Source organism: Corynebacterium gottingense, assembly GCF_003693265.1.
Taxonomy (GTDB): Bacteria; Actinomycetota; Actinomycetes; order Mycobacteriales; family Mycobacteriaceae; genus Corynebacterium; species Corynebacterium gottingense.
On record NZ_RDRE01000004.1, the window covers coordinates 85207 to 111486 of the forward strand.

A 26280-nucleotide genomic window follows, 5' to 3' on the forward strand; every position below is an offset into this window, starting at 1 on the left:
ATTAGGCCAGTAGGGCGCTGCCGAAGTAGTCGTCCTGGTCGGCGACGCCGGGCAGGGCGAAGAAGTAGCCGCCGCCGTAGGGGCGGATGTAGTCCGCGAGCGGCTCGCCCTCCAGGCGCTTCTGCACGGTGACGAACTGGCGCTCCAAGTCCTGCTGGAAGCAGACGAAGAGCAGGCCGACGTCGAGGGTGCCATTGTCGCGCACGCCGTTGTCGTAGTTGTAGGCGCGGCGCAGCATGAGCTGGTCCGCGGTCTCCGGGGTGCGCGGGTTGGCCAGGCGGATGTGTGCGTCGGTGGGGATCACGTCGCCGTTCGCGTCATCGAGGTAGTCCGGGGCGGCGTACTCGTCGCCGCCGGAGAGCGGCCCGCCGGTGGCGCGGTCGCGGCCGAAGATCTGCTCCTGCTCCGCGATGGAGATGCGGTCCCAAAACTCCGTATACATGGCGATCAGGCGCACGACCATGTAGCTGCCGCCCGCGGTCCAGTCGGGCTCGCCGTCGCCCACCCACACCAGGTCGTCGAACTGCTTCGGCGAGGGGTTGACGATGCCATCTTTAAACCCGAGGTGGTTGCGCTGCGTGCCGGTCGGCCGGGGCTCGTTCATATAGCCGTTCTGGCGCCAGCGCACGGCAACGTCGCCGCGGGTGTGGCGCAAGATGTCGCGCAGCGCGTGGGTCACGGTGTCGTGCTGGTCGGCGCAGATCTGCAGCACCAGGTCGCCGTGGCAGAGATCGGGGTTGAGCGTGTCGTCCGCGAACGCCTCCATCGCGCGCAGGCGGGCGGGCTTGCGGTTTGCGAGCCCGAAGCGGGAGTCGAAGAGGGACTCGCCCACCGCGAGGGTGATGGACAGGTTGTCGGTGGGCAGGTCCGGGCCAAGCTCGCCCGAGTCGCTGGCGGGGAATGCGATGCCGTCGACGGCGGTCGCGCCCCCGGCCGTGAGCGCGCGGGAGCGCTCGGTGATCGTGCGCAGGAGCTGCTCCAGGCGGGCGCGGTCCCCCTGCTGGATGTCCAGGGCGACGATTTCCGCGTACTTCTGCGGCTGGTTGATGATGCCCTGCTGGTGCTCGCCGTGGAATTCCAGGCGCGCCTCCGGGTTGTTCACGGTCGCGTTGTCGGAGCGCGGCGTGCCGTCGCCCCGGGGCGAGTCCGCCTGCTGCGCCTGCGTCGTCGCCTGGACCCCAAGCGCCGCCGTGGCCGTGGCGGCGCCGGCGAGGAACGTGCGTCGGTTGAAGTGGAACGGGCAGGTCACTAGTTCATCCTCCGGATCACAGTCATGGTGGCCACCGTGGCCAGCAGCTCATTCGCGCGGGCGACCTCGGCTTGTAGCCTCAGCCGGTCGTCTTGCTCCCAGTCGTCGTAGGCCGTCGGCGTGCCGCCGGCGCCGTACTTCGCGTCCATCTCGTTGGCGAGCTGCTCGAGCGCGTCCAGCTGGTCATAAATTGGGGTGGTGTCCAGGCCGCGCCCCTCCACGAGTTCGCGCACCGGGTCCATCGTCGCCCGGGTCGAGGTCACGTTTCCGCGCAGCGCCGTGGGCAGCGCGTGTGCGCCGAAGTCCCGCTCGCCGCGCATGTCAAAACGCTCGAACTCCTCCATCACCTCGTGCGTGCGCAGCCCATAATCGGGTGCCGGGATGGCAAAGTGCATGGTCTGAAGCGCGTGCGCCGCCTTGTCGACGGCGTCGGCCAGCGCCTCCGCGGGCGCCACCGCGTCCTGCACCGGTGCCTCAGAGAAGAGCAGCTTTTCGACGTCCTCGTACCCGCCAAGTGCCGCGCCCGGCCACATCTCGGACGCGTCGTCGAAGGAGCGGTACGTCTCCAGGTATGCCAGGTAGGAGGCCTGCGCCTCGCTGCGGTTACCGGAGCGGGTGGCGTCGACAAGCGCCTGCGCGTTGGCCTGCAGCTCGGGGACGCGCTGTTTCTGCGCGGCAGCGTGGGCGGTGGAGACGGCGGCGACTTCTCGGTCTGTGATGGGCACCATCTTCGGGGCGTCCGTGATGGGGGATCCGGTGACCTGGAACGGTTCGGACTTCACCGCGGAATCACTGTGAAACACGCACGTCAGGTGGTACGTGCCGTTTTGAAGTTTGGGGGTCCAGGCGCGCTCGGCGGGGAAGCCGACGCGCTCGAGGACCTGGTAGGCGTAGCCGTCATCGTCCGATACGTAGACGGTGAGGGCCAGGCCTGAGGTGTTGTAGACATTCCAATTCGCCTGGTCCTGCACATCCCCGGGCGACGGGCAGTTGTACACGTCGCGCACGTGCAGCGTGAGCTGGTCGGGGTTGTCACTCGGTGCGGGCTGCGCGGAGGGCTGCGTGGAAGGCTGGCCCTGCGACTGCGACGAGGAGCCACTCGAGCCTTCCGTGCCACTCGAGCTTGAGATTCCTGGGATGTGCACGATGCCGACGATGACTGCGATGAGTGCAGCCAGCGCCGCCAGAGCGTATTGGATGTTTTCCTGCATTGCTGAGCGTGTGCCTTAGAACGGGAGCTTGATGGAGTCCTTGATATTCGCGGGCAGACCCGGCATGCCGTTCATGACCCAAGCGCCGATGCCACCCAGGACAGCAAGGACGGCGACGACCGCGGCGATGATGCCGCCGGTGGAGGATCCGTCCTGCTCGCCGGCGGGATCACCCTTGCCCGGCTGCTGCGCACCCGGCTGCGCGTCGCGGTTGACCATCTTGGCCACCTCGGCGACACCGTTCTCGGTGACCAGCGGGTTGTTCATGCCTTCTGCGACCGGCTTGAGGTTAGAGATCTCGCGGGAGGTGTTGTCCACCTTCTCAATCGAGGCGTAATCCTTGGCCACGGTGCCGTCGGTCTCGTTGAGGAACAGCTTCGGCGCCTTCTCACCGTTGAAGTCGAACATGTTGTTCAGCTCGCCGGCGCGCTCGTCGAAAGCGATGCCTCCCAGTCGGCCCAGCCCCCAGTTGTCCTGGATGAACTTAGTGATGGAGGTCTGCTCGGTGTAGGTGGAGTCGACAAAGTTGGTCTTTGCGTACGGGGAGACGATCAGCAGCGGCTGACGGGTACCCGGGCCGCACTGGCCGTGCTTGTCGCCCGCGACGCCGACCTTCTTGGCTGCCGCGGTGCAGATCTCCGCGTCCTGGTGCGGATCGTTGGAGCCGTTGAGGATCGTCGGTGCCTGGTGGTCGTACCAGCCGTCGGAGTCGTCGTAGGCGATGACGACCGCGGTGGAGTCCCACTCCGGCGAGTTCTGCAGCTCGTTGATGTAGTGGGTAATGAAGGCCTGCTCGTCGTACGGGTTGGAGTAACCGGCGTGGCCGTCCTGGTAGTTCGCGGCCTTGAGGAAGGAAACGGCCGGCAGGTTGCCCTGCTCGATGACCTTGTCAAAGTCGGTCAGGTCGTACTGGTGGTTCGCGCGGTCGGTCTTACCAATCATCTCATCGCTGGACGGCGCGAAGTGGTGCGGGTTCGCGGTGGATGCGTAGTACTGGAACGGCTGGTGGTGCGGGTTGTAGTCCGTCTTATCCTGGCCGGTCAGCGTCTTGTGCGCGGCGCCGCAGCGTGCACGGGAGGAATCGGTTGCCTCTTCGGTCGGGCGGAACCCGCCCTGGAACCAGCCCCAGGTGATGTCCTTCTCATTGAGCTGGTCACCGATGTTCTTGGAGTGCATCGCGGTGACCTGGTTGGTGCCCGCGGAGGAGGAGTTGGAGCAGTCGTCGAACAGCGGGTCCGGGTCGCCGACGACGGTCGCGGTCTTGCCGTCCTCGGAGACGCCGGCGAGGGCGTGGTTCTGGCCGTCGACGATCTTCTGCTGCTCGCCGGTGGCCGGGTCGTGCATGGTGGCGTCGGCCACGGTGCCGGAAATCAGGTTGAGCGCACCCGGGGTGGACGGGCCGAAGATGGTGGAGAACGAGTTGTCGTTCATGGCGAAGTTCTGCGCGTAGTTCCACAGGCCGGTGACGGTGTTGCCGTCGTAGTAGCCCATGGTCGTGCCGACAGTGGCGAAGGAGCCCTCGCCGTACTTGTCCACATCGGTGGACACGGTCTCTGCGAACTTGTCCATCTTGCCGCCGTTGTAGGCCTTCTGCTCGTCACCGTAGTGGTGGTTCTGGTCCGTAGTCACGGCCTGGCCCGGGGTGAGGCGGAACGGCTTCGTGGAGTTCGGGTTCTTCTCGCCGAGCAGGTCGTTGTTTTCCAGGTTGTTGACCTTCGGGGTGTCCTTCTTGGCGGTGAACTTCGGGGCGTCGTTGCCCGAGCCCTGCATTTTCTCGCCGTCGAGGTTTGCGGCGTTGGGGTAGGTGCCGAAGTAGTGATCGAAGGAGATGTTCTCCGAGTAAATGACCACGACGTGCTCGATCGGGGTCTTAGTGTCGGCCTGGGCCACACCCGGGACGATTGCAGTGGTCGCGGCGACTGCGGCGCACGCGGCGATAGCGCGGTGACGAAGCTTCATGGCGAAGTCCAATCTTGAAGTAAGCGGATACTGCGGTAACGACGAAAGCTGCGGCACCCCTGCGCGAGGACCGTATCCTTTCAGCGCCTATTTAAATTCCCGCCAGGTCACTTTGCAAAGCCTGTCAATCCATCCATTTCCCGCGCGTTCAATCCTGTGAGCTGGAACAATAGTGAAATTCTCGCCCGATCACACCTACTGTTGACGCAAAATTCACCAACAGTTTGCCTAACTTTCCACTTTCTCGCTCCGCTCGCGCCGATCGCTTATCGCCGCAAACCCGCTGGCAAATTAGTTACATTCCCCAAATTTTCCACTATTTGGGACAATGTTTCCCAAAAATGGAATCTTCGATGTACGCTGAAAGCCACCCAACACCTACAAGGAGGGTTTCAATGAGTTCCACAGCAACGTCCGCCGGAGCCTCGGGCAGCACCGGCGGCCAGACGAAAACGATCGTCATCACCGCGCTCGCACTGTTTTCCATGTTTTTCGGTGCTGGCAACCTAATTTTCCCGCCGATGCTGGCGGTCTCGGCCGGCGACAACTTCTGGCCCGCCATTCTCGGCTTCCTGGGCACCGGCGCACTCCTGCCAGTGCTCGCGGTGATCGCGATCGCCATGTCCGGCGCGAACGTCCGCGACCTTGCGCAGCGCGCCGGTTCCGTCTTCGGCGTCGTCTTTCCGGTGCTCGCTTACCTGTCTATCGGCGCCTTCTACGCGCTGCCCCGCACCGGCGCCGTGTCCATGGAAACGGCGATCACGCCGCTGTTTGGGTGGGACGGGTTGTTCGCCTCCGCCGTCTTTAACGTGATCTTCTTCGGAGTCTCCCTGGCGCTGGCGTGGAACCCCACCCGCATTATGGAAACCCTGGGCAAATTCCTCGTGCCCGCCCTGGTGGTCCTGCTGATCATCATGATCTCCGTGTCCATTGTCAAGTGGGACGCGGAGCCTTCCGCCCCGAGTGAGACCTACGCAGACGGCCCGTTCACCTCCGGCCTGCTCGAGGGCTACCTCACCATGGACTCCATCGCCGCGTTGGCGTTCTCAATCGTGGTCATCTCCACGCTGCAGTTCAAGGGGTTCAAGGAGGGCAAGGAAATTGTCCGCGGCACGATCCTCGCCGGCGTTGGCGCGGGCATCATGCTGGGCGCCATCTACCTCGGCCTGGGCACTATCGGCCGCGTCATCCCCAACCCCACCCAGTACGACAACGGCGCGGGCCTGCTTGCAGACGCTTCCAACCTGACCATGGGCATGGCGGGCCAGATCATCTTCGCGCTGATCGTCCTGCTCGCATGCTTGACCACGTCGGTCGGTCTGATCACCGCGACCGCCGAGTACTTCTCCTCGCAGTTCCCGGGCTCCTACAAGATCTGGGCCGTCGTATTCACCGTCACGTCGATGGTCATCGCAACGCAGGGCCTCGACTTCGTCATGACGATTGCGGCCCCGGTCATCGGCTTCCTGTACCCGCCCGCCATCTCCCTGATCTTGGTAACGCTGGTCGAGCCGGCGTTTGCCAAGCGCACCCGTTTTACCTGGGCGTTCTTCCTGCCCATCTGGGTCGCTGTGATCTACTCGGCGATCGAGACCTGCATTTCCCAGGGGTGGGGCGCGGACGCGCTCACGCCGCTGGTGTCCTGGCTGCCGCTGCACGCCGAGGGACTGGGGTGGATCGTCCCGGTTGTCATCGCCTTCCTCATCGGCCTGGCCATCGACTGGGCACACCCCAAGACGCCGATGGCGGTGGGCACCAACGAGACCGTCGACGGTGACGTAGTCACCGCGTAGTGTGGGGGCATGAATACGCGTGCCCCACTGTCACTCATTGATTTTTGCACCCGCTACCCCGACGAATCCGTCGGCGAGGCCATGGAGCGCTCCGTAGCCTTCGCCCAGCACGCGGAGTCGTTGGGGTATTCGCGTATCTGGTACTCCGAGCACCACAACATGAGCTCGATTGTCTCCTCCACGCCCGCGGTGCTCATCGCCCACATCGGCGCCAAGACTGAGCGCATCCGCCTGGGCTCCGGCGGCGTGATGCTGCCCAACCACTCCCCCTACGTCATCGCCGAGCAGTTCGGCATGCTCGAGGAGCTCTACCCCGGCCGCATTGATCTGGGCTTGGGCCGCGCCCCCGGCACCGACCAGCAAACACTGGGCCGTGCGTTGCGACGCGACCCCCGCGCCGCCGAAAATTTCCCGCAGGATGTCCTCGAGCTCCAGGCATGGCTGTCCAACGAGTCGCCGCTCCCGGGCGTAACCGCCGTCCCCGGCTTCAACACCAACGTGCCGCTGATCATCCTCGGCTCGTCCATGTTCGGCGCGTCCCTGGCCGCCAAGCTGGGCCTGCCCTACGCGTTCGCGTCCCACTTCGCGCCGCAACACCTGGAGCAGGCCACCGCCTACTACCGCGAAAACTACGAACCCTCCGAGCGCTACCCCGAGCCGTACTGTGTGGCCGCTGTCAACGTCACCGCCGCGGAAACCGAGGAGGACGCGGAGCGGCAGACCGGGCTGGTGCACCGCAACCGCGTGCGCGCGATGTTGGGCCGGAGGGGCCAGGTGCTTGACGACGCCCAACTGGACGCCGTCGTCAACTCCTACCAGGGCCGGCAGATCATTGACATGCTGCGGTACACCGCACAGGGCACCGGCGAGCAAGTCGTCGAGTACCTCGACTGGTTTGCACAGCACACGGGCGCGGACGAGCTCATGATTTCGCTGCAGGCACCCAGCCACGAGGAAGTACTCGCCTCCATGGACATCCTCGCAAGCCACTGGAAACATTAATTCGCCGATGCGTGAACACTCAGGATCCTGGTATAGGGTCTAGCCGAGTTCATACTTTTAGGCGCGCTATAGCTGGGAGAGTGTCATGTCCGTTTCGCCGCTTCGCCCCCCGCAACAACACGAGGAAATCGCGGCGCATCTGCGCGATGAAATCTTCACGGGCCGGATCCCCGCGGGCGAACCACTCCCCTCTGAGGCGGACCTGTGCGAGCAGTTCAATTCGTCCCGCGGCCCCGTCCGTCAGGCGATGGCCACCCTGCGTGCCGAGGGACTCATCTCCTCCGGCCGCGGCCGGCGCTCGCTCGTGCTCTCCAACATCCGCACCGAGTCGTTCGAAGAGATCCTGTCCAACACGGCCTGGATTGTGAACCTGGGGAAGGCCCCCGGCCAGGTCCTGGAGCACTACGGCCTCGCCCCGCTGCCCGAGCACGCGGCGGACGTGCTGCGCGTCCCCGGCGGCGACGAGGCGGTGACCGTGCAGCGCACCCGCACCGCCGACGGTGCCCCGCTGGTGATCGAGTCTCTCTACTTCCACCCCAGTGTGACCAACGCCCTTGACGGGGTTGATCCGGAGCACGATTCCATTCACCGCCGCCTCGTGAGTAGTGGGATCGACTTCAACAACCTGTCCCGCGCGCTGACGGTCCACGCCGCGACCGACAACGAGGCGGACGCGCTCGACATCGCCCCAGGTACACCGGTGATTCAGGTGGAGATGCGCGTCTTCGACCACTCAGGCAGGCCCGTCGAGCTCGCGGTGCAAACCTACCGCGCCGACATGATCACCATCGGGCTGAACAATGTGCGGGGGCACTCGTCCCCCCTGTGGTTTGAAATCGATTCGTAGTCGCCGCGTGGACCCCGTTACACTCTGCCCATGGCTTCCACAGCTGGTTCCCACCTTCCCCGGCTCGCCGGGGCGCTTGCCGCGTCCTGCGCGCTACTGACCACCGCAGCGTGCGGCAGCGGAGGAGACACGGACGCGGCCCCCGAGCATGCCCGCGGAGAAGTCGTCGTCGCCACGCAAGCGGCACCCGCCAGCCTGGATTTCACCACCACCGGCGGCGCGGCCGTCCCCCAGGCGATGATGGGCAACGTCTACGAAACCCTGGTCCGGATCGACGAATCGGGTAAACCGCAGCCGTTCCTCGCCACCAGCTGGGAGGAAAGCACCGACGGCACCGAATACACCTTCCACCTGCGCGACGACGTCGCATTTGCCGACGGCACCCCCTTCGACGCCGACACCGCCGCGTTTTCCATCAACTACGTCAAAGACCAGTGGACGAACGGCCTGAAGAGCCAGATGGCGCCGGTGCGGGAAGCGGTGAGCGTCGATAAGCACACGCTCCGCGTCACGCTCGACTCCCCGAGCCCGGACTGGTTATGGTCCATGGGCACGCTGACCGGCGCGATGATGGCGCCGGCGAGCGTGGACCGGCTCGCCACGGATCCGCTCGGGACCGGCCCATACGTAGTGGACAACTTCCGCGTCGGCGAAGCCATCGAATTCAGTGCGCGCGAGGACTACTGGGGCGAGCCCGCCGAGCACGACGCCAAAATCCGCTACTTCGACGATTCGATTGCCGCTGTCAACGCGCTGCGCACTGGCGACGCCGACGTGGTGTGGGCGATGCAGGCACCGCAGCTCATCGACGCGCTCCCCGACGACATCACGGTGGACATCGGCACCACCAACGGCGAGGTCCTATTTTCCATGAATAATAATCGCGCTCCGTTTGATGACCCCGACGTCCGCCGCGCTGCTGCCTTTGCCATCGACCGCGCGGCGGTGAATAGCGTCGTGTACAACGGACTCGCCACCGACACCGGCGGCGCACCCGTGCCGCCGACCGACCCCTGGTATACGGGCGAGAATTACTACCCCTACGATCCGGAACGCGCGCGAGAGCTTCTCGGCGGGCGCGCTCCGGAAATCACCATCACCGTGCCGAACCTGCCGTACGCGCAAACGGCCAGCGAACTTATCTACTCCCAGCTCACCGACGTCGGATTCCGCGTTCACCTTGAAACGGTCGAGTTCCCCGCGGTCTGGCTCGCAGACGTGCTCAAGGGGCACGACTACCAGGCGTCCTTGGTCGCGCACGTGGAACCGCGTGACCTGGGTGTGCTGTTTGGCGACCCCGACTATTACCTCGGCTACGACTCCGAAGCAGCACGCGCCGCGCTCGGCAGCGGCGACCGCGTGCACGCCGTGGACACGATCATGGCGGACGCCGGCGCGCTCACCCTGGTCAACGCCCCAAACGTCGTCCTCTACGCCCCGGGCGTGCACGGCCTGAACCCCAACGTCGTCACCGACTCGCTACCGTTAAAGGAGGTAGAACGGTGAGCAAGCTCCTTTCGCGCGAGCACCGTGCGGACAGCACCGTCAGAGCCAGGGGTGGTGCCTCCGCGTTCGCGGCGCGCCTCGGCCGCGCGCTCCTGCGCTTTGTCCTATTACTCCTCGCCGCGAGCGTCATCATCTTCGTGTTGCTCCGCGCCGTCCCCGGCGACCCGGCGCGCGTCGCCCTCGGCGTGAGCGCAACCGACGAGGCGGTCGCGGAGCTCTCCCACCGGCTGGGCACCGACCGTCCGCTCGTGGTCCAGTACCTGGACTGGGTAGGTGGGATGCTCACCGGAAACTTCGGCATCTCCATGGCCAGCGGCACTGAGCTCGCCCCCGTCGTGGCGGAGCGCGCAGGCGCGTCGCTCACGCTGACCGTCATCGCGATGGTGTGCTCGCTGGCCATCGCGGTGCCGGCGGGCACCTACCTGGCGCGCCGCCGCGGCCACGCCGACGCCGCGCTCATCAACGCGCTGACCCAGGTCGGCATCGTGGTCCCCTCATTCCTGGTGGGCATCCTCGCCGTCGCGGGCTTCTCCGTCCGACTGGGTTGGCTTCCCGCGAACGGGTGGGGCACGCCGTCGCACATCGTGCTGCCGGTGTTCGCGCTGACGTTGGTGCAGGCATCGATCCTCACCCGCTACGTGCGCGCTGCGATTTCGGAGGAGCTCACGAAAGACTATATGCGCACGGCGAGGGCGAGCGGGGCGTCGGTAAGCACTGCCCTGGCGCGCCACGCGCTGCGCAACGCCGCGCTGCCGGTACTGACGGTGACGGGCGTGCAACTGTCCACCCTCATCGTTGGCGCTGTGGTGATTGAGCGCGTGTTTGCGGTGCCTGGCCTCGGGAGCATGCTTATCGACGCCGTGTCGACCCGCGATCTCACCGCGGTCCAAACGGTGATGATGTGCATCGTCGCGTTTACGCTCGCGGTCAACCTCGCGGTGGACGTCAGCTACGCCGCGATCGATCCGCGAACGAGACAAGCTGGGCGGCCGGGGAGGTTCGCATAATGGTGACAACGCGTAAACGCTTCGGAGCGGGGCGCACCTTCGGGCTCGTGCTCGTCGCGGTGGCAGTGCTCGCCGCGCTGCTCTCCCTGGTATGGACTCCGTACGACCCGCTACACGCCGACCCTGCCGCTCGCCTGGTCGGCTCCAGCTGGCAGCACTGGATGGGGACCGACGAGCTCGGCCGCGACATTCTGTCTCGCATCATGGACGGCGCACGCCTCACGCTTGCGGTCTCGCTTGCCGCCGTCGCCGGTTCCGCCCTGGTCGGTGTTCCACTGGGCGTCCTCGCCGGAATGCGTGGCGCAGCAGGCCGCGGCGGCGGCGTGGTCATGGCGGGCGCGGACCTGCTGCTGGCGTTCCCCGCGCTGCTGCTGGCCATCGTCTTTACCGCCGTGTTCGGTGCGTCGATGTGGGTGGTCATCCTCGCTGTCGGCATTGCCGGCGTGCCCGGATTCATCCGCGTCGCCAGGGTCGGCACTATGCAGATCATGCACCAGGATTACGTGCTCGCCGCACGCATCTCTGGCGTTGCTGGGTGGCGCATCGCGCTGCGGCACGTCCTCCCCAACATCGCACCCATTATTACGGTGCAGCTGTCAGTTGCGTTCGCGCTCGCAATCCTCGCGGAGGCGGGGCTCTCCTTCCTCGGCCTGGGTACCCCGGCGCCGTACGCGTCGTGGGGGCGCATGCTGCAGGCGTCGCAGCCGTTCTTGGCCACGTCCCCGCACCTAGCGCTGTGGCCCGGGTTGGCCATCGCGCTGACCGTGCTCGGGTTTAACCTGCTCGGCACCGGAACCGAACGGAGGGCACAGTGATTTTGGCGAATAGCACCGCAGACGGCTCGTCGGCACCGTTCATCACCGTCGACGGGCTGACCATCCCCGGCGTCCTCGACCACGTCAGTTTTACCCTCGAACGCGGCGAGCGGGTCGGCATCATTGGTGAATCCGGCTCGGGCAAGTCGCTCACCGCCTTGTCCATCATGGGACTCGCCGACCAGCCTGGACTTCCGCCGGCCTCAGGCTCGGTCACCGTCGACGGCATCGAGATGGTGGGGACCCGCGACAGGACCCGCCGAAAGGTACGCGGGCAACGCGTCGCCATGGTGTTCCAAGAACCGATGACGGCGCTGGATCCCCTGACCAGGATTGGGCGGCTCGTCCCCCGCGACCTGTTGCGCCAGGTCGGCGTGGATCGCCCGGACGCGTACCCACACCAGTTGTCGGGCGGACAGCGCCAGCGCGTCCTCATTGCGCTCGCCCTCTCGCAGGACCCCGACGTGCTCATCTGCGACGAGCCGACCACCGCGCTCGATGCAACGACGCAAACGGAGGTCCTCGACCTCATCGACTCGCTCGTCACCGAGCGAGGCATGGGGCTGCTGTTCATCTCCCACGACCTCGCGGTCGTGCACCATATGACTGACCGCACCCTTGTCTTCCACCGCGGGCGCATCGAGGAATCCGACGGGGAGTACGCCCGGTCGCTCGCACGCGCCGCGCAGCCGGGCCCGCCCGCGGCAGATCCGCATACGCACGACCGTGAGCTGCGCCAACCCGTGGTCGAGCTTGCCGACGTCACACTGACCCGCGGGGCAACGCGGGCACTCGACCGTGTCAGCCTCACCGTGCGTGAGGGCGACCGCGTGGCCATCGTCGGCGGGTCCGGCTCCGGCAAGACCACGCTCCTGCACGTCATCGCGGGGCTTTTGGCCCCGGATTCCGGTGAGGTGAGTGTTTCCAAGCGATTGCACATGGTGTTCCAGGACCCGTACTCGTCGCTGGACCCCCGCATGCGCGTGCGCGATTCCATCCGCGAGGCCGGCGTCGACGCCGAGCGCGCCGACGCGATGCTTGACGCCGTCGAGCTCGGTGGGACGGGATCGCGACTGCCGAGCGAGTTTTCCGGCGGGCAGCGCCAGCGCATCTCGATCGCCCGCGCCGCAGCGCCGCGCCCCGGGCTCTTGCTTGCCGACGAGCCCGTCTCCGCCCTCGACGCATCCGTGCAGCACCAGGTGCTCGACCTGCTTCGCTCCACCGTCGGCGACGGCACGCTCATCTTTGTCACCCACGACTTACAGGTTGCCCGCGAGCTGTGCCCACGGCTGGCGGTCATGCACCGCGGGCGCATCGTCGAGCACGGAGCGACCGAAAAAATCTGGGCCGACCCGCAGCACGAGTACACCCACCAGCTCCTCGACGCGATCATCCCCTACGAGACCCCGACCGATCTTCCGTACGATGAGGACCTATGAGCCAACACAGCGCACCCCGTCCCGCCGCAACGAGCAACACAGCGAACACCACAGCCACAGCCGACATTGTTGTCGTCGGCTCCGTCAACGCTGACCTGACCGTGAACGTGCCGCGGCACCCCGAGCCCGGAGAGACGCTGCTGGGCAGTGGCGGTGGCATCACCGCCGGTGGCAAGGGCGCGAACCAGGCGTGCGCGGCAGCCAAGCTTGGCGGGCGCGTGGCGCTCGTCGGCGCCGTCGGACGCGACGCGAACGCCACGCCAGCGACCGCGCTCATGCGCGAAGCTGGAGTGAACCTCGACCACCTCGAGGACGTCGACGACGTCACCGGGCTCGCCGTGATTACCGTCGCCGCCGACGGCGAAAACACCGTCCTGGTCATCCCCGGCGCAAACGCTTTGGTCGACGCAACGTTCGTGCGCGCGCACCGTGCCCCCATCGAACAGGCGCCGCTGGTCTTGTTGCAGGGCGAAATTCCGGCGGACGGGTTCGCCGAGGCCGTCAAGCTGGCTCACGGGCGGGTGGTGATTAACCTTGCGCCCGTTGTCGACGTACCGCGCGACGCGCTGCTCACGGCCGATCCGCTGCTCGCCAACGAACACGAGGCCGGCCTGATCCTGGCGCAGCTTGGCCTCGACGGCTCGGGAACCCCGCCCGAACTGGCGCAGCGCTTGCTCGACGCGGGGGTTGCGTCGGTCGTCCTCACGCTTGGTGCGGCGGGCGCGCTCGTCGCCGATGCTGACGGCCTGCGCGACATCGCGAGCCCGCGCGTGACGGCGGTAGATACTGTCGGTGCCGGGGACTCGTTCGCTGGCGCCCTGTGCTTCCGGCTCGTCGCCGGCGACTCGCTGGATGACGCGGCCGCCTACGCGGCGCGCGTCGGCGCGTTTTCGGTCCAGCGCCCAGGCGCCCAGCCGTCGTACCCAAACTCCGGTGACGAGCTGCCGGGGGCTGCGCGCTAGTCGCGGATGCGGGGCACCAGAGACCAACTCAGCAGGTGCTCCTCAACTCGCTCAAACACGGCCGTGAGGTCCTCAAATTCGTGCGCCTCGGCGGGACTCAACTGCACTTGCTCGCGGGGAACCGGTCGTTGCATGCCCCGATCATAGCCCGCGCGCAACCGCGCGTGCACCCTACACGCACTACCGCTGCGCAGCCATCTCCAACAGCCGCCCAATGACCTCCGTCCCGTGTCGGCGAAGGCCGTCGTGCTGGTACGTTGCAGTCTCCCACACGCTCACTCCCAGCGCGTCGGCGGTGGCCAGCGACAGCTCGCGAGGTACGAAGATGTCGTCGGTGTAGACGGCTGCAACGTGTCTGCCGCCCGCAGCCTCGTGCGCCGCCGCGCCGTCGATGACGCCCGCGTACTGGTTACCCCAATCCGTTTTCTCCGCGAGTGCGTGCGCCGCGTCCTTGAACGGGCGCAACGCGGGGTCCTCGTCAAACTGGAAGGGGAAGATGTGTTCGCCGGTGAGGTAGAACTCCTCGTCGTCTGGCGAGGCGTCGGGACCGAACCCCGCGATGGTGCGCGAGACCCGCTCGGCAGACCAGTTCGTCGCCCCCGGCACGGTGCCGCCGTAGATGGATTCGTGGATAGCGGCGTAGAGCGGGTTGGCCGCGAAGCTGACTCGTTGGCCAACGTTGGCGAGGAAGTCGGTGCGCAGTCGGCCGTTGGGGTGGAAGGGTGATTCGAGGAGGCTCGCGAGCGTCGCAAAGCCGCCCTCGCGCCCAAGCTCAATGCCGACGGTGCGGAAGCGGCGCGCGGTGAGCCGCTCCCCTGTCGGCAGCGTTTCCTCGGCAGCCTCAAGGTGGCGGCACACCTCGCGCATCGTGCGCTCTGCCTCCGGGTAGCTGCGGTTGAACGCGCGGTGGCGGGCGCGCAGCTTGGCAAACGTCGCCTCGTACACCGCGTCGGGGCTCTCGCTTATCGACGCCAACCCGCCCGTAAACATCGCCACGCCGATATGGTCCGGCGCGACCGAGAGGTAGTGCAGCAGGCAGAACCCGCCAAAGGACTGCCCAAGTACGTCCCAGCGCTCGATGCCGAGCTCCTCTCGGATCGCCTCCGCGTCTTTGATGATCTCCGGCGCACGCAGCTGCGCCAACGTATCGGCGTTGATGAGCTCGGGTGTGGCGGCGTCGACGCGCGTCGACCGGCCCGTGCCGCGTTGGTCCAGCAGCACGACTCGATAACCGCGGCGCAGCGCCTCTTCGATCCACGCGAATCGCTCGCGCGGCGCGGGCGAGCCCGGCCCTCCCTGCAAGAACAGCAACGCTGGGGCGTCGGTGTCTCCCAACACGCGAGCGAAGACGGACCATTGGCCTCGGGTGACCTCTACAGTTGACTCCATGCCTGCGATCGTAGACACTTCCCGCATGATCCCCGCCTTCCACCGCCTCGCACGCCGCGACCGCATCCGCCCGTACCGGTGGTGGCGCCCGCTTCTTGAGATCGCAGTCGCCGCTGCACTGTTCGTCGCACTCCAGGCAGTGTGGGTGGTCGCGTTCATTCTCATCAACGGCAAAGAGAGTATCGGTCATATTGCGGACGGCACACCCACATCGATGCTGGTTGGCTTCGGCGCACTCGCGATGACGGTCCCGGCCGCGTTCGTAGCGGCGTGGGCCTCAGGACGCGACGTGCGCGCGCTGTGGTCGGTCGAGCGGCGGTTCCGGTGGCACTACTTCCTGCCCGGGCTCGCAGTGTTTGCGGCGCCCGGCCTGCTCACGCTCGCTGCAGACATCGTCATATACGGCGCGCCTCCCACCCCGTTGGACCCGACCTTCTTCTGGAGCGTCGCCATCGTGCTCAGCCTGGTGCCGCTGCAGTGTCTCGCTGAGGAGCTCCTTTTTCGTGGCGTGGTGGTGCAAAGCTTCGGCGCGTGGATGCGCTCGCCATGGCTCGCATACCTACTGGCCCTGCCAATCTTCGTCGTGGGGCACACTGCGGGCGGCGGCGGCATGGTCACCATTGTGGTCTTCGCGCTGATTGCCTCGCTGCTGGTCCACCGCTCGGGCGGGATCGAGCTTTCGGTGGCGCTGCACATTGTCAATAACATCACTGTCTCGTACGCAAGGTTCTCCGGTCTTATTGATCTGGAATCGGCGCGCGTCCTGCTGCCCATCGTCGGCCAACTTGGCGCGTTCGCCCTCGCACTCATCGCGCTGCCGATCATCGGCAGTAAGGTTGCCCCCATGCCAACCACCGATGCCCACCTGCGTACCCTCCCCCACCCCACCGGCGACCTCCTGTTCAACTCGTCCGCCGGGCCCGAGCACGGCGGCGTCCCCGTGGTTGCGCCGTGGTTCGCACAAACGCTGGGCCCGCAGATGCACGGGTGGGCGCGCGCCTTGCCGTGGATAGTCATCGAGGAGACTGGCGAGACCACCACTGCGGAACTCAGCAACGATCGCCTCCGCCTGATCTACACCGTCCGCCGCGGCCCCGAGCCCGCGTTCACGCTGCGTGCGGTCAATGAGGACGAGGAGTCTCGCCGTATTCAGCTCGCGCTCCACCCTTACTGGGCCGTCGACACCGCGCGCGCACGCGTCACCGGTCTCGCCGACCAGCCGTACTTTGACAAGGTCGCGGGTGAAGCGCGCAGGATTGACGGCGATCTCGCATTTGGCCGGGAGGTCGACAGCGTCGTTCGCACCACCAACGACTGCATGCTTATCGACGACCACCGCGCCCTCACCTTCCGCACCCACGGCACCGACCACGTCGTGGTGTGGAACCCAGGCCCTGAGGAATGCGCCGCCGCCGACGGGCTGCACGCGGACGACTGGACCCGCTTCGTCTGCGTCGAACCCGCGCTCCTGGGCGAAAACCGCGAAGGTGTTGAGCTCGCCCCGGGTGCGTCTGCAGAACTCTCGCTGACGGTCACTCCGACTGCTGGCAGCAGCGTGCGCGCATGACGGTACCGCTCCATCGCACCGCCGACGCGCGCCCCGGGCGCAGCACGTGGGTTCGCGCAGCAGAGCTCGCGCTGCTCGCGGCGTTTGCCACCGCCTTCGGCGTCGTCGCCGCGCTCGCCATCCAGTTGTGCAGCTCGCGCGGGATCCTGCTCGACGACCCCGCGCAGCGAGCACTCTTTGAGCCGCTGCTGATTCTCGCAGCGACGCTGCCGTCGGCGCCCCTCGCCGCCGCATGCACCGGACGCCACCCCGCGTCATTGGTGTCAACCACGCGGCGTATCAGGTGGCCCGTAGCGGGGCACGCTCTCGCCCTCACGATTGGTGTCTACGCCGCCGCCACGGCAGGCGCCGCCTTATGGGCACGAGTCAGCGGTGAATCCACCCCGCTGAACGAAACGCGCTCGGTTGCGTTTGTGTGTGCGCTGTGCGCCGTGATCACGCTGCAATCGGCAGCAGAAGAGCTCGTGTTCCGCGCCGCGCTCCCCCAGATCATTGGCTCGGGCGCGTTCGGGCGCTGGTGCGCACACCCTGCTATCGCCTACGGCCTGCCCGCGCTCGCGTTCGTCGCGCTGCACACGGGCGGGACCGGCACGATTGTCGACGTCGCCGTGTTTGCCGCCTGCGCGGCGTGGCTGACCTGGCGCACCGACGGAATCGAGGCCGCGTGGGTTTTGCACCTGGTAGGAAACGTGTGGGTGATGGGGGCGTCGATAAGCTCCGCTCCCCTGGGCACAGTCGCGACGGTGGTGTCCGCGGCGCTGATTGCCGCGTTTAACCCTCGTCGGTAGACAGGGCCGCGACGAACGCCTCCTGTGGCACCGTCACGGAACCGATCGCCTTCATGCGCTTCTTACCTGCCTTCTGCTTCTCCAGCAGCTTACGCTTACGCGAGATGTCGCCGCCGTAGCACTTCGACAGGACGTCCTTGCGCATCGCGCGAATGTTTTCGCGGGCGATGATCTTCGAACCAATCGCCGCCTGCACCGGCACCTCAAACTGCTGGCGTGGGATGAGCTCCTTGAGCTTCTTCGTCATCTTGTTGCCATACCACTGCGCGGAATCGCGGTGCACGATCGCGGAAAACGCATCCACGGGATCGCCCTGTAGGAGGATGTCTACCTTCACCAGGTCCGACTCCTGCCAACCTGCCTCCTCGTAGTTGAGCGAGGCGTAGCCCTTCGTGCGCGACTTGAGCATATCGAAGAAGTCAAAAATAATCTCGCCGAGCGGGATGATGTAGCGCAGCTCTACGCGGTCCTCGGACAGGTACTCCATGTTCTTCATCTGACCGCGTTTGGACTGGCACAGCTCCATCGTGGAGCCGACAAACTCCTGCGGCACGATGATCGTCATGTTGACCACCGGCTCAAAGACCTGCTGCAACTTGCCACCCGGCCAATCCGACGGATTGTGCACGAGGTGCTCAGTGCCGTCCTCGGCGATCACGCGGTAGGTGACCGACGGTGCCGTGGAAATCAAGTCCAGGTCAAACTCGCGCTCGAGGCGGTCGCGGGTGATCTCCATGTGCAGGAGGCCGAGGAATCCGCAGCGGAAGCCGAAGCCCAGGGCCACCGACGTTTCGGGCTCCCAAGTCAAGGAGGCGTCGTTGAGCTGGAGCTTCTCCAGGCTCTCACGCAATGTTGGGAAATCCTCCTGGCTGACCGGGAACAGGCCCGAGTAGACCATCGGCTTGACGTCTTCGAAGCCCTCCAGCGCCTCGGTGGCGCCCTTCTGCGCCCAGGTCACCGTGTCACCCACGCGCGTCTCGCGCACATCTTTCACACCGGTGATCAGGTAGCCGACCTCGCCCGGGCCCAGCCCCTTCGTCTTCTTCATGGTTGGAGAGACGACGCCGATCTCGAGGATCTCCAGCGTGGTGCCGGTATTCATCATTTGCACCTTTTGATTCGGCTCGAGCCTGCCGTCCATCATGCGCACGTACGTGACCACACCGCGGTAGGTGTCGTAGACCGAATCGAAAATCAAGGCGCGCGCAGGCGCGTCCGGGCCGTGTTCCGACGTCGGCGGCGGAACGAGCTCGACCACCTTGTCCAGCAGCTCGGCCACGCCCTCGCCGGTTTTCCCGGAGACGCGCAGCACGTCCTCCGGCTCGCAACCGATAATGTTGGCAATCTCCCCCGCGTACTTATCCGGGTCTGCGGCGGGCAGATCGATTTTATTCAGCACGGGGATGATTTCCAGGTCATTCTCCATGGCCATGTACAGATTGGCCAAGGTTTGGGCCTCGATCCCCTGCGCTGCGTCGACAAGCAAGATTGCGCCCTCACACGCGTCGAGGGAACGCGAAACTTCATAGGAAAAGTCCACGTGGCCGGGGGTATCAATCATCTGCAGCACCGTGTCCTGACCGGCGTACTCACCGGTCGTAGGCGTCCAAGGAAGGCGCACATTCTGCGCCTTGATCGTGATGCCACGCTCGCGCTCAATATCCATGTTGTCCAGGTACTGATCGCGCATCTCGCGCGCAGCCACCACGTTTGACAACTGCAAAATCCGGTCAGCGAGGGTAGATTTGCCGTGGTCAATGTGGGCGATAATGCAGAAGTTTCGGATCCGCTCGGGCGAAGTAAACGTCTCTTCCGCAAAATTTTTCGTAGTGGCAGCCATAGTTTCACCATCCTACCGGGCACAACCCACGCGAAACCACTTGTCCCGCCCGCTGCGAACGCCTAGAGTGTCCAGCAACACGGACGGAAGGTTCAGCAGCGTGGAATCACACGGAGACCCCACCCCTCAGGGCGACAAGCCGCGCCCGACCAAAAGGCCCAGAAGCTTTCAACCGCTGAACAAGATCAAGGCGACAACGTCCAAGCTGATCAGGCGCAACCGCGGGAGCAAAGACGAGCACCGCGTAGGTTCGCTGGACCAGGGGCTCGCGTTACTCAACGAGCGCCTGGGGACCCGCAACCCGGCGCACGAGCCCCGCACCGCCACTTACGTCACGGTGAGGCCGACGGCGCACCTGCCGCGCAACATTTACTACGCACCCGATATGGACGGCAACGCCGAACCCGGCGAGGTTGTCTGGGTCACCGTCCCCTCACACCCGCCACGGCAACGCTCGATGCTGGTCGTCGGCCGCGAACGCGGCGAAGTTCTCGGCTTGCTCATCTCCTCCGAAGCCGAGCACGCCAGCGACGAACGCTGGCTGGGCATCGGTGCCGGCGAATGGAACGCCTCTGGAAAGCCCTGTTGGGTGCGCCTGGACAAGACAATGATTGTGCCGGAAAGTGACCTGCACCGTTCCGGCACCATCATCCCGCAGCGCCGATTCGAGCGTGTAGCAAACCGCCTGCGCGACAGGTTCGACTGGGAGTAGCCCACGTTTTGGGGTTTCTCCTGCTGAACTGCTAGGTTTGAGTGGTTGTTTCAGCCCGGGGCATTTCGGGGCTTGCTTGACGACGCGGTCAGGACCTTGGGTCCGCGTAGACCAACGCACGGCGCACGCCGACGAGGGTCGCTACAGCCAGGCAGTTTCTTCCCCGCTTCCGGGAGATCGACACGAACCGATCCGTTTTTACGAAAGACCAAGAGGTACATCATGGCAAACATCAAGCAGCAGAAGAAGCGCGTTCTCACCAACGAGAAGCGTCGTCTGCGCAACAAGTCCATCCGTTCCGCCACTCGCACCGAGATCCGCAAGTTCCGCGAGGCTGTCGAGTCCGGCGACAAGGCTGTCGCAGAGGCTCAGCTCCGCGTGGCTTCCCGCAAGCTTGACAAGGCTGTGACCAAGGGCGTCTACCACCGCAACAGCGCGGCGAACAAGAAGTCCAACATGGCTACCGCCCTAAACAAGATGGCGTAACTGACGCTGAGCGTCGTCGCTCCCGCCCCGGCCGCAAGGTCGGCGCGGGAGCTTTTTCATATTCGCGCACGGGAGGCGCAATACTTGCTCCCAGGTTGGATTACGATTGCCGGGTGATCATTTCCCAATCGTCCAATCCCCGAGCGCCGCGCCTGCCACGATCGTGGCGACGAACAATGAGTGCGGCCGCATTGACCACTGCACTCGCCCTCAGCACCGCGGTTGCATTCAGCGAGGAGGACGGCTTCCTTGCCGTCGCTTCCGCGGATACCCCTGCGGAGAGCCGCCCGCAGGACGCCTCGGTCGGCGTCCTGCCTGCCACGAATGCGTCGCTCGCAGAAGAGCTTCTCAAGAGCCCGCCACGCGGCCTGAACGGAGCTTTCCCTCAGCTTCCCGGGGTAGATCCGGTGGTGGCGCAGCGCATTGGCGTCCTCATCGCACTCATCGCGGTACTGGGCGTTGCGCTTCCGATTGTGGGCACCGAGGGGTCGTCGAAGAACGCTGCTCCCGACGGTGACTATGAAGGCGGAGGGTCGCTTCGACGTCGCACCGTGCAGGCAGGCGGTAGAACCCGCGAGTTCAACGTCGTACTGCCCGCCCACTATCACCAAGGCGATGCCTACCCGGTCATCATCGCCTTTGGCGGTTGGCAGCATTCTGCTGAGCGCTCGCGTGAATACATGCGACTCGAATCGGTCGCTCGTGACGCAATCATTATCTATGCGCAAGGAATCAACAATGCTTGGGGCGGCGCACCATACGCTGACACGACTGTGGACAACGACATCGACTTCGTCCGTGCCGCGATCGACGATGTTGCGACCAACTTCGGTGGCGAGCGGGACCACGTTGCTGCGATCGGGCTATCCAACGGCGGTGGCATGGCTGCCGCGTTGGCGTGCCACGCACCAGAATTGGTCAAAGCAGTTGCTTCGGCTGCCGGTGCGTACTACGACCCGACCGTGAGCAACTGCACGTCCGGCGACGTGGCGACGCTCCTGCTGCACGGGACGAACGACGACGTCGTGGGGTATTTCGGCGGAACCCGACACGGCGCGCACTTTCAACCCGTCGACCGTGTGTTTGCTACGTTTGGCCGGAAGAACGGTTGCTCGACGCAGCTCATTGAAACCCCCGGAGCGTTTTCCACCAGTTTTGAGCCCACGAGTTGTCTCACGCCCACTCGGCTTGAGCGCGTCGACGGTGGCGGCCACACGTGGTTTACCAACCCAGACGCGACGACGGAGTCCGTCAATTTCGTCCTCAACGAGCTCTAACGCGGTGCCAAAGCGGTGCTGCGGGGACTATGCCGCAGCCTTGCACGTTACTGCCCCAATGCGAGTGCGCCGCGTAGAAAGAGCACAACACCGACGACGAAAAAGAAGCAGCCAGCGCCGATGTCGATGAAGGGGCCTGCCCCTAGCATCCGGCGCCGGACGCGATCTGTAGAAATGAACTGGGTATACGCCGCAAACAACGCGAATGAGCTCAGCCACAGCGCCAAGATAACGACAACCGCCGTCAGCGCCGAAGGGTGCGCTGGCAGTAGCGGGGCGATCATCGCTGAGAGGCCGAGAACAATTTTCGGGTTCGCCAGGTTCGTGGTCAGCCCTCGAATGTAGCTGGCCCGTGGCGTGCCGAGTCGGCGTGCAGCCTCAACCGTATTTGGAGGAGGCTTCCTCCTCTCTGCCCAACCGCTACGTACGTTGCCGATCCCCATCCATGCCAAGAAAGCGCCGCCCAATACCTGCACGGCCTCGAGCGCCCACGGAAATGCGTTGAGGAGCGCAGTCGCACCGATCACTGTCAACGTGCACCACAACAGCACCCCAGTTTGGGTCCCCAGGGTCGTGGCCCACGCATGGGTGCGCGACCGAGTCCCTGTCCGCGTAACCAGAATAATGTCCGGCCCCGGTGATGCCGCACCGAGCAAGTTCAGGCCGACGATGACAGCCAGGTCCCCGAACCCGATCATGCGGTCGGTCCCAGCAGATCTTCGCGGCCAAACATACGCGCAGTTTCCCGCGCTGAAGGCTGCCCTGCCTCTGGGCTCGCGTCGGCAGCAAGCAGCACGCTCACCATGTTCTCGTCGCCTTTAAACACCGCACCGGCGAGGATGCTCTGGCCACGGGAGTTGAGGAGTTCAACATCTGCGCCACGGCCGAGCAAACCACGGACCACATCCACATGCCCTGAATAGGCGGCGAGCATGAGCAAGCTATTGCCGTCCTGATTGGACAAATTCACATCCACTCCGGCGTCAACGTAATCCAAGAGCGATACGTCGCCGGAACGTGCCAAGTTGAACATCTTTGTGGCAAATTCCCGTACTTCCTCGGGAATCTTCTCGTCTTGGTGGGCAGGATTGCTCGTGCGCTCACTGGTCATACCGAAAAACTATCACGCGAGCTGTGCGAGGCGGCGGACAGCGTTCTCCACCGCAAACTCGGGAATACCGCCATTGCCTTTCACCTCTGCGTCCAGGTCTGCCACGATGATCACGGCCTGCGACACTGCCTCAGAAGACCACCGTCGCGCGAGCTGCATGGTCTTCTTCACCCCATACGGTGGCATACCGACAACCCTGGCAAGCTGATTTGGGTCCCCACGCTCCCCTTGCAGCTTTGCGAGGTCGCCGACCTTATACGCCAACGCCGCTGCAATAGCTACAGGATCCGTGCCCAGTTGCAACGCCCGGCGCGTCGACGCCAACGCTTTGTCCGCACGGCCCTGCAGCGCGAGTTCCGCAATATCGAACCCGGCTACTTCTGCAACGCCCGTGTAATACTGACGGACTGCTTCGACCGTGATTTCGCCGTTTGTGTCCGCCACGAGCTGACTGACAGCGGACGCCAGCTCCCGCAAGTCAGATCCCACAGATTCAAGCAGCGCGGCGACGACATCCTGATGCGGGCGAACGCCGTGTCGACGAAACTCGGATGTAACCCATGCGGGTCGGTCCCGAGGGCCAACCGGATTTGCTGGATGTACTTCAGCGATCTTCTGGAATTTCTTTACCATCGCTTTTTGGCGCCCACCGCCGGTGTGCTCGATGATGAGCGTCATGCCCGGGGCAGGATCCATACATGCGTTCAGGAGCACCTGGGTGGGATCTTTTCCCGCTATTTCTGCCTTTTTCACCACCACGACACGTTCTTCGGCGAAGAGGGATGGGCTTGTTGCCATCGCGATTTCGCCTTCGGTGACGTCGCCTGCACGCAGCGTGGAGACCTCCGCAGCAGGGCCAATCTGGTCGATGATCTCGTTGGTGATGCGCTCCGCAAGAAACGCCTCTTCACCGAGTACGAGGTGCACGGGGTTGAGCATGTCCACCATCTTAGGGGCCGGAACCGCGAAGCTCCTGCGTGCCATCGGCGTAGAGTCGCACCGGGCCATCACGGTTGGGAAACAGCACCGGGATACCGGATGCCGTTTGCACCGGCCGCGAGTGTGGCCGCCCGGATTCAAGCACCACCACAACCTGGGTTCCGGCTGGAATTGGTTCGACGTCTTCCTTGCTTTCTACGACGTGTGCAGTAAGCTGCCCCGGATCAAGCGTGCGACCATGTCCGGAAAAGGGGGCCTGCATCACGAGGATCAACGACACAATCGTGGCTAACGTCAGTCTCGGGCGTCCCGCGACCAGGCCCGCGACGATCCATCCGTAGGCGACGAGTGCGGACGCTGGCGTGGCGTCGATAAGCGCAAAAGGCATCTCCGATCCCCATGTTGCGACCTTGTGGACCCACCACGCGAACGGTTCTATTGCGCGCAGGAGCACCACCTCGAGGCCTCCTGGCAGCAACGCGAGAACCACCGCGATCAAGCCGAGGACCGTGATGAGGGGAACCACTGGGGCGACGAGGACATTCGCAGCCACCGAGACAAGCGATACCTGTCCCGACATCAGCGCAATGATTGGTATTGTCGCAAGGTCAGCAGCAATTGCTACAGCCAGCGCTCGAACCACAATGTCCGGCCACCCGGTAACTGCAAGGGCGCGGTAAAGCAGTGGGTTGAGCGCGACAATCCCGGCAGTAGCCGCGACGGACAGCGCAAAACCGAAATGCACCGCCAGGTCTGGGTCGATAAAAATCAAGACGATCACCGACAAACACAACGCGTGAATGGGCTCGACTCTTGCCGACGCCACCACCGCCACAACACCGACCAGTCCGGTCACGGACGCACGCAGCACACTCGGATCCGGACCAATCAGCGCGGCAAAGAGCGACAGTGCTATCGCCGCGGCAATGAGGCGCCCCCGCAATCCAAGGCCTACAAGCGACGCGACGACGATCGCAAACGTTGTCACAATCGCTACGTTCGCGCCGGACACCGCGGACAGATGGCTCAGCCCCGTATCAATGTACGCCTGTTGCTCAGCCTCGGTTTGATATTGCGTATCCCCAAGTACCATTCCCGGGATGAGGCCTCCCGCAGCATCCCCGACGTTTGCCTGCACAGATTGTCCAAATGTCGCACGGACATGGTGCGCAAACGCGGCAAAACCGCGCGGCGCAGCCACAGTGTCCACTTCGCCGTTTACTGTCACCGTCCCGATCCCAGGAAACGTGGACTCCCGTACCTGGCCAGATACCGCTACGCTTGCGCCTGAAACGACAGAGTCATCCAGCTCCGGTGCGAAGACTGGAATCTTCGCTGGGTAGCCATCAAGGCTCACGTTTGTAAGGAACCCGCCTGAGCTCAACGGCTTAGGCTGGCCAAGCACCGTAGCGGGGAATTCTGCACTGCGACCAACCTCGTGGCTCAGTGCAAAGGATGTTGCAATACGGATACGCAGAGACGTACAAATAAGGGATGCAGCGCCAAGTCCGGCGACCAGGATCGCCTGCCCCTTTTGCCGCGCACAGAAAAACACCAATGCTGTCGCCACTACAAAGAAGCCTGCGGGGAGCAGGCCGATGAGCAGGCAGCAGATGGTTGCTCCCCACACGACGAGGGCTGCCGGAGCGAGTCGGAGTTCCTGCATAGCTACAGCGTGATCTGGTCTTTGAGGGCGTCAAATTTGGCTGGGCCGATCCCCTTGATGTCCATGAGGTCCTCCAGCTTGGCAAACGGGCCGTTTGACTCCCGGTGGGCAACAATCGCCGCCGCTGTGGCGTCACCAACACCTGAAAGACTGGTCAGCTCTTCTGCTGTAGCGAAGTTGAGTGAAACGAGCCCACCTGCGCCACCCGCCGGAGGCGCACCGCCCGACTGGGCACCGCCAGCTCCGAGCTCGTGAGGAACCGGCGGCGCGCCTTTGCTTGGCACAAGGATCTGTTGGCCGTCGACGAGCAACTGCGCTTGGTTGAGCTGGTAGATGTCCGCGTCACCGGTTGGCCGTGCCACGTTAACGGCATCCGCGATTCGGGCTCCGTCTTGCAGCGTGACAAGCCCCTGGTTTTCCACTTGCCCGATCACGGAAACCACGATTTGGCCACTGGATTCTGCTTCAGTTGCAGTCGATTCCCACTGGGGAACAGACTCGCTGTGAGAGGGTGGGCGGGTGATGGCCCACCCACCGACCGCCAGAAATACGAGCACCACCGCGCTGATGGCATATTTTGGAGCCACCTGGATGCGGGGCGGCGGATATTTTACGTTGAGGAGATCCTCTTCCCCCGTCGGACGAGTGAGTTCTTTAATTCTTGCTAAAGATTCCATATCGCGATAATACGCAATATTCGAATCATTCGGAAGAG

General features: G+C 64.8%; 24 protein-coding genes. 13 read left to right on the forward strand and 11 right to left on the reverse strand.

Going from position 1 to position 26280, the window contains the following annotated elements; all coding sequences use genetic code 11:
* Position 1: 1 nt before the first annotated feature.
* The 3 genes from efeB to EAW56_RS03895 are packed head-to-tail and all read right to left on the reverse strand — an operon-like array spanning position 2 to position 4419.
* The gene (efeB, locus tag EAW56_RS03885) at positions 2–1249 is read right to left on the reverse strand and encodes an iron uptake transporter deferrochelatase/peroxidase subunit (protein WP_095275478.1); all 1248 of its coding nucleotides are present in this window, start codon (positions 1247–1249) and stop codon (positions 2–4) included.
* Entirely contained in the window at positions 1249–2460 is a 1212-nt protein-coding gene (locus tag EAW56_RS03890) for an EfeM/EfeO family lipoprotein (RefSeq protein WP_244213345.1), read from the reverse strand. Before EAW56_RS03890 ends, efeB begins: the two co-directional genes overlap by 1 nt.
* A 15-nt stretch (positions 2461–2475) precedes the next feature.
* Positions 2476–4419 carry a phospholipase C gene (locus EAW56_RS03895; RefSeq protein ID WP_122085186.1) on the reverse strand — a complete coding sequence of 648 codons (1944 nt, stop codon included), beginning with the start codon at positions 4417–4419 and terminating at the stop codon, positions 2476–2478.
* Positions 4420–4814: 395 nt separating this feature from the next.
* Between EAW56_RS03895 and brnQ the strand changes: the two genes are divergently transcribed.
* The 8 genes from brnQ to EAW56_RS03935 all read left to right on the forward strand — a co-directional run bounded on the left by brnQ (position 4815) and on the right by EAW56_RS03935 (position 13790).
* The gene (brnQ, locus tag EAW56_RS03900; RefSeq protein WP_095535425.1) at positions 4815–6212 is read left to right on the forward strand and encodes a branched-chain amino acid transport system II carrier protein; all 1398 of its coding nucleotides are present in this window, start codon (positions 4815–4817) and stop codon (positions 6210–6212) included.
* 9 nt (positions 6213–6221) lie between these two features.
* Complete coding sequence (locus EAW56_RS03905; RefSeq protein WP_095547389.1) at positions 6222–7214, forward strand: LLM class flavin-dependent oxidoreductase; 993 nt, start codon at positions 6222–6224, stop codon at positions 7212–7214.
* 85 nt (positions 7215–7299) lie between these two features.
* Complete coding sequence (locus EAW56_RS03910) at positions 7300–8061, forward strand: GntR family transcriptional regulator (RefSeq protein WP_095555073.1); 762 nt, start codon at positions 7300–7302, stop codon at positions 8059–8061.
* 30 nt (positions 8062–8091) lie between these two features.
* Positions 8092–9567 (forward strand): ABC transporter substrate-binding protein, encoded by a 1476-nt coding sequence (locus tag EAW56_RS03915; protein ID WP_122085187.1) that lies wholly within the window; start codon positions 8092–8094, stop codon positions 9565–9567.
* Between the two features lie 92 nt (positions 9568–9659).
* Positions 9660–10574: an ABC transporter permease gene (locus tag EAW56_RS03920; protein ID WP_208636483.1), complete on the forward strand. Its 915-nt coding sequence runs from the start codon at positions 9660–9662 to the stop codon at positions 10572–10574.
* Entirely contained in the window at positions 10574–11389 is an 816-nt protein-coding gene (locus tag EAW56_RS03925) for an ABC transporter permease (RefSeq protein WP_095553588.1), read from the forward strand. The genes EAW56_RS03920 and EAW56_RS03925 overlap by 1 nt, the downstream gene beginning before the upstream one ends.
* Positions 11386–12828, forward strand: a complete 1443-nt coding sequence (locus tag EAW56_RS03930; protein ID WP_244213346.1) for an ATP-binding cassette domain-containing protein — start codon at positions 11386–11388, stop codon at positions 12826–12828. The genes EAW56_RS03925 and EAW56_RS03930 overlap by 4 nt, the downstream gene beginning before the upstream one ends.
* Positions 12825–13790, forward strand: a complete 966-nt coding sequence (locus EAW56_RS03935) for a ribokinase (RefSeq protein ID WP_095537328.1) — start codon at positions 12825–12827, stop codon at positions 13788–13790. The genes EAW56_RS03930 and EAW56_RS03935 overlap by 4 nt, the downstream gene beginning before the upstream one ends.
* Here the strand turns inward: EAW56_RS03935 and EAW56_RS12670 are convergent.
* Together EAW56_RS12670 and EAW56_RS03940 are read right to left on the reverse strand one after the other, a co-directional pair.
* Positions 13787–13924 (reverse strand): hypothetical protein, encoded by a 138-nt coding sequence (locus EAW56_RS12670; protein WP_165765481.1) that lies wholly within the window; start codon positions 13922–13924, stop codon positions 13787–13789. The genes EAW56_RS03935 and EAW56_RS12670 overlap by 4 nt on opposite strands.
* A gap of 46 nt (positions 13925–13970) precedes the next feature.
* Positions 13971–15179, reverse strand: coding sequence for an alpha/beta fold hydrolase (locus EAW56_RS03940; protein WP_244213347.1), 1209 nt, complete (start codon positions 15177–15179; stop codon positions 13971–13973).
* On the opposite strand from EAW56_RS03940, the gene EAW56_RS03945 reads away from it, so the two are divergent.
* Positions 15178–16746: an aldose epimerase family protein gene (locus tag EAW56_RS03945; protein WP_122085192.1), complete on the forward strand. Its 1569-nt coding sequence runs from the start codon at positions 15178–15180 to the stop codon at positions 16744–16746. The genes EAW56_RS03940 and EAW56_RS03945 overlap by 2 nt on opposite strands.
* Complete coding sequence (locus tag EAW56_RS03950; RefSeq protein WP_122085194.1) at positions 16743–17534, forward strand: CPBP family intramembrane glutamic endopeptidase; 792 nt, start codon at positions 16743–16745, stop codon at positions 17532–17534. The genes EAW56_RS03945 and EAW56_RS03950 overlap by 4 nt, the downstream gene beginning before the upstream one ends.
* On the opposite strand, the gene lepA is transcribed toward EAW56_RS03950, so the two are convergent.
* Positions 17518–19374, reverse strand: a complete 1857-nt coding sequence (gene lepA, locus EAW56_RS03955) for a translation elongation factor 4 (protein ID WP_095546509.1) — start codon at positions 19372–19374, stop codon at positions 17518–17520. The genes EAW56_RS03950 and lepA overlap by 17 nt on opposite strands.
* A 100-nt stretch (positions 19375–19474) precedes the next feature.
* Between lepA and EAW56_RS12675 the strand changes: the two genes are divergently transcribed.
* The 3 genes from EAW56_RS12675 to EAW56_RS03970 all read left to right on the forward strand — a co-directional run bounded on the left by EAW56_RS12675 (position 19475) and on the right by EAW56_RS03970 (position 21849).
* The gene (locus tag EAW56_RS12675; RefSeq protein ID WP_233126954.1) at positions 19475–20086 is read left to right on the forward strand and encodes a type II toxin-antitoxin system PemK/MazF family toxin; all 612 of its coding nucleotides are present in this window, start codon (positions 19475–19477) and stop codon (positions 20084–20086) included.
* A gap of 222 nt (positions 20087–20308) precedes the next feature.
* Positions 20309–20572, forward strand: a complete 264-nt coding sequence (gene rpsT / locus EAW56_RS03965; protein ID WP_095553593.1) for a 30S ribosomal protein S20 — start codon at positions 20309–20311, stop codon at positions 20570–20572.
* Between the two features lie 191 nt (positions 20573–20763).
* Positions 20764–21849 carry a CE1 family esterase gene (locus EAW56_RS03970; protein ID WP_244213348.1) on the forward strand — a complete coding sequence of 362 codons (1086 nt, stop codon included), beginning with the start codon at positions 20764–20766 and terminating at the stop codon, positions 21847–21849.
* 47 nt (positions 21850–21896) lie between these two features.
* Here EAW56_RS03970 and EAW56_RS03975 read toward each other — a convergent pair whose 3' ends face one another.
* Genes EAW56_RS03975 through EAW56_RS03995 form a run of 5 tightly spaced genes read right to left on the reverse strand, consistent with a single transcriptional unit; the run spans position 21897 to position 26242 of the window.
* Positions 21897–22547, reverse strand: coding sequence for a LysE family translocator (locus tag EAW56_RS03975; RefSeq protein WP_095553595.1), 651 nt, complete (start codon positions 22545–22547; stop codon positions 21897–21899).
* Positions 22544–22960 carry an ankyrin repeat domain-containing protein gene (locus EAW56_RS03980; RefSeq protein WP_122085197.1) on the reverse strand — a complete coding sequence of 139 codons (417 nt, stop codon included), beginning with the start codon at positions 22958–22960 and terminating at the stop codon, positions 22544–22546. The genes EAW56_RS03975 and EAW56_RS03980 overlap by 4 nt, the downstream gene beginning before the upstream one ends.
* A gap of 12 nt (positions 22961–22972) precedes the next feature.
* Positions 22973–23908, reverse strand: coding sequence for a DNA polymerase III subunit delta (gene holA, locus EAW56_RS03985; protein ID WP_095553597.1), 936 nt, complete (start codon positions 23906–23908; stop codon positions 22973–22975).
* Position 23909: 1 nt separating this feature from the next.
* Positions 23910–25565 carry a ComEC/Rec2 family competence protein gene (locus EAW56_RS03990; protein WP_122085199.1) on the reverse strand — a complete coding sequence of 552 codons (1656 nt, stop codon included), beginning with the start codon at positions 25563–25565 and terminating at the stop codon, positions 23910–23912.
* Between the two features lie 2 nt (positions 25566–25567).
* Positions 25568–26242 (reverse strand): ComEA family DNA-binding protein, encoded by a 675-nt coding sequence (locus EAW56_RS03995; RefSeq protein WP_122085201.1) that lies wholly within the window; start codon positions 26240–26242, stop codon positions 25568–25570.
* Positions 26243–26280 lie beyond the last annotated feature (38 nt).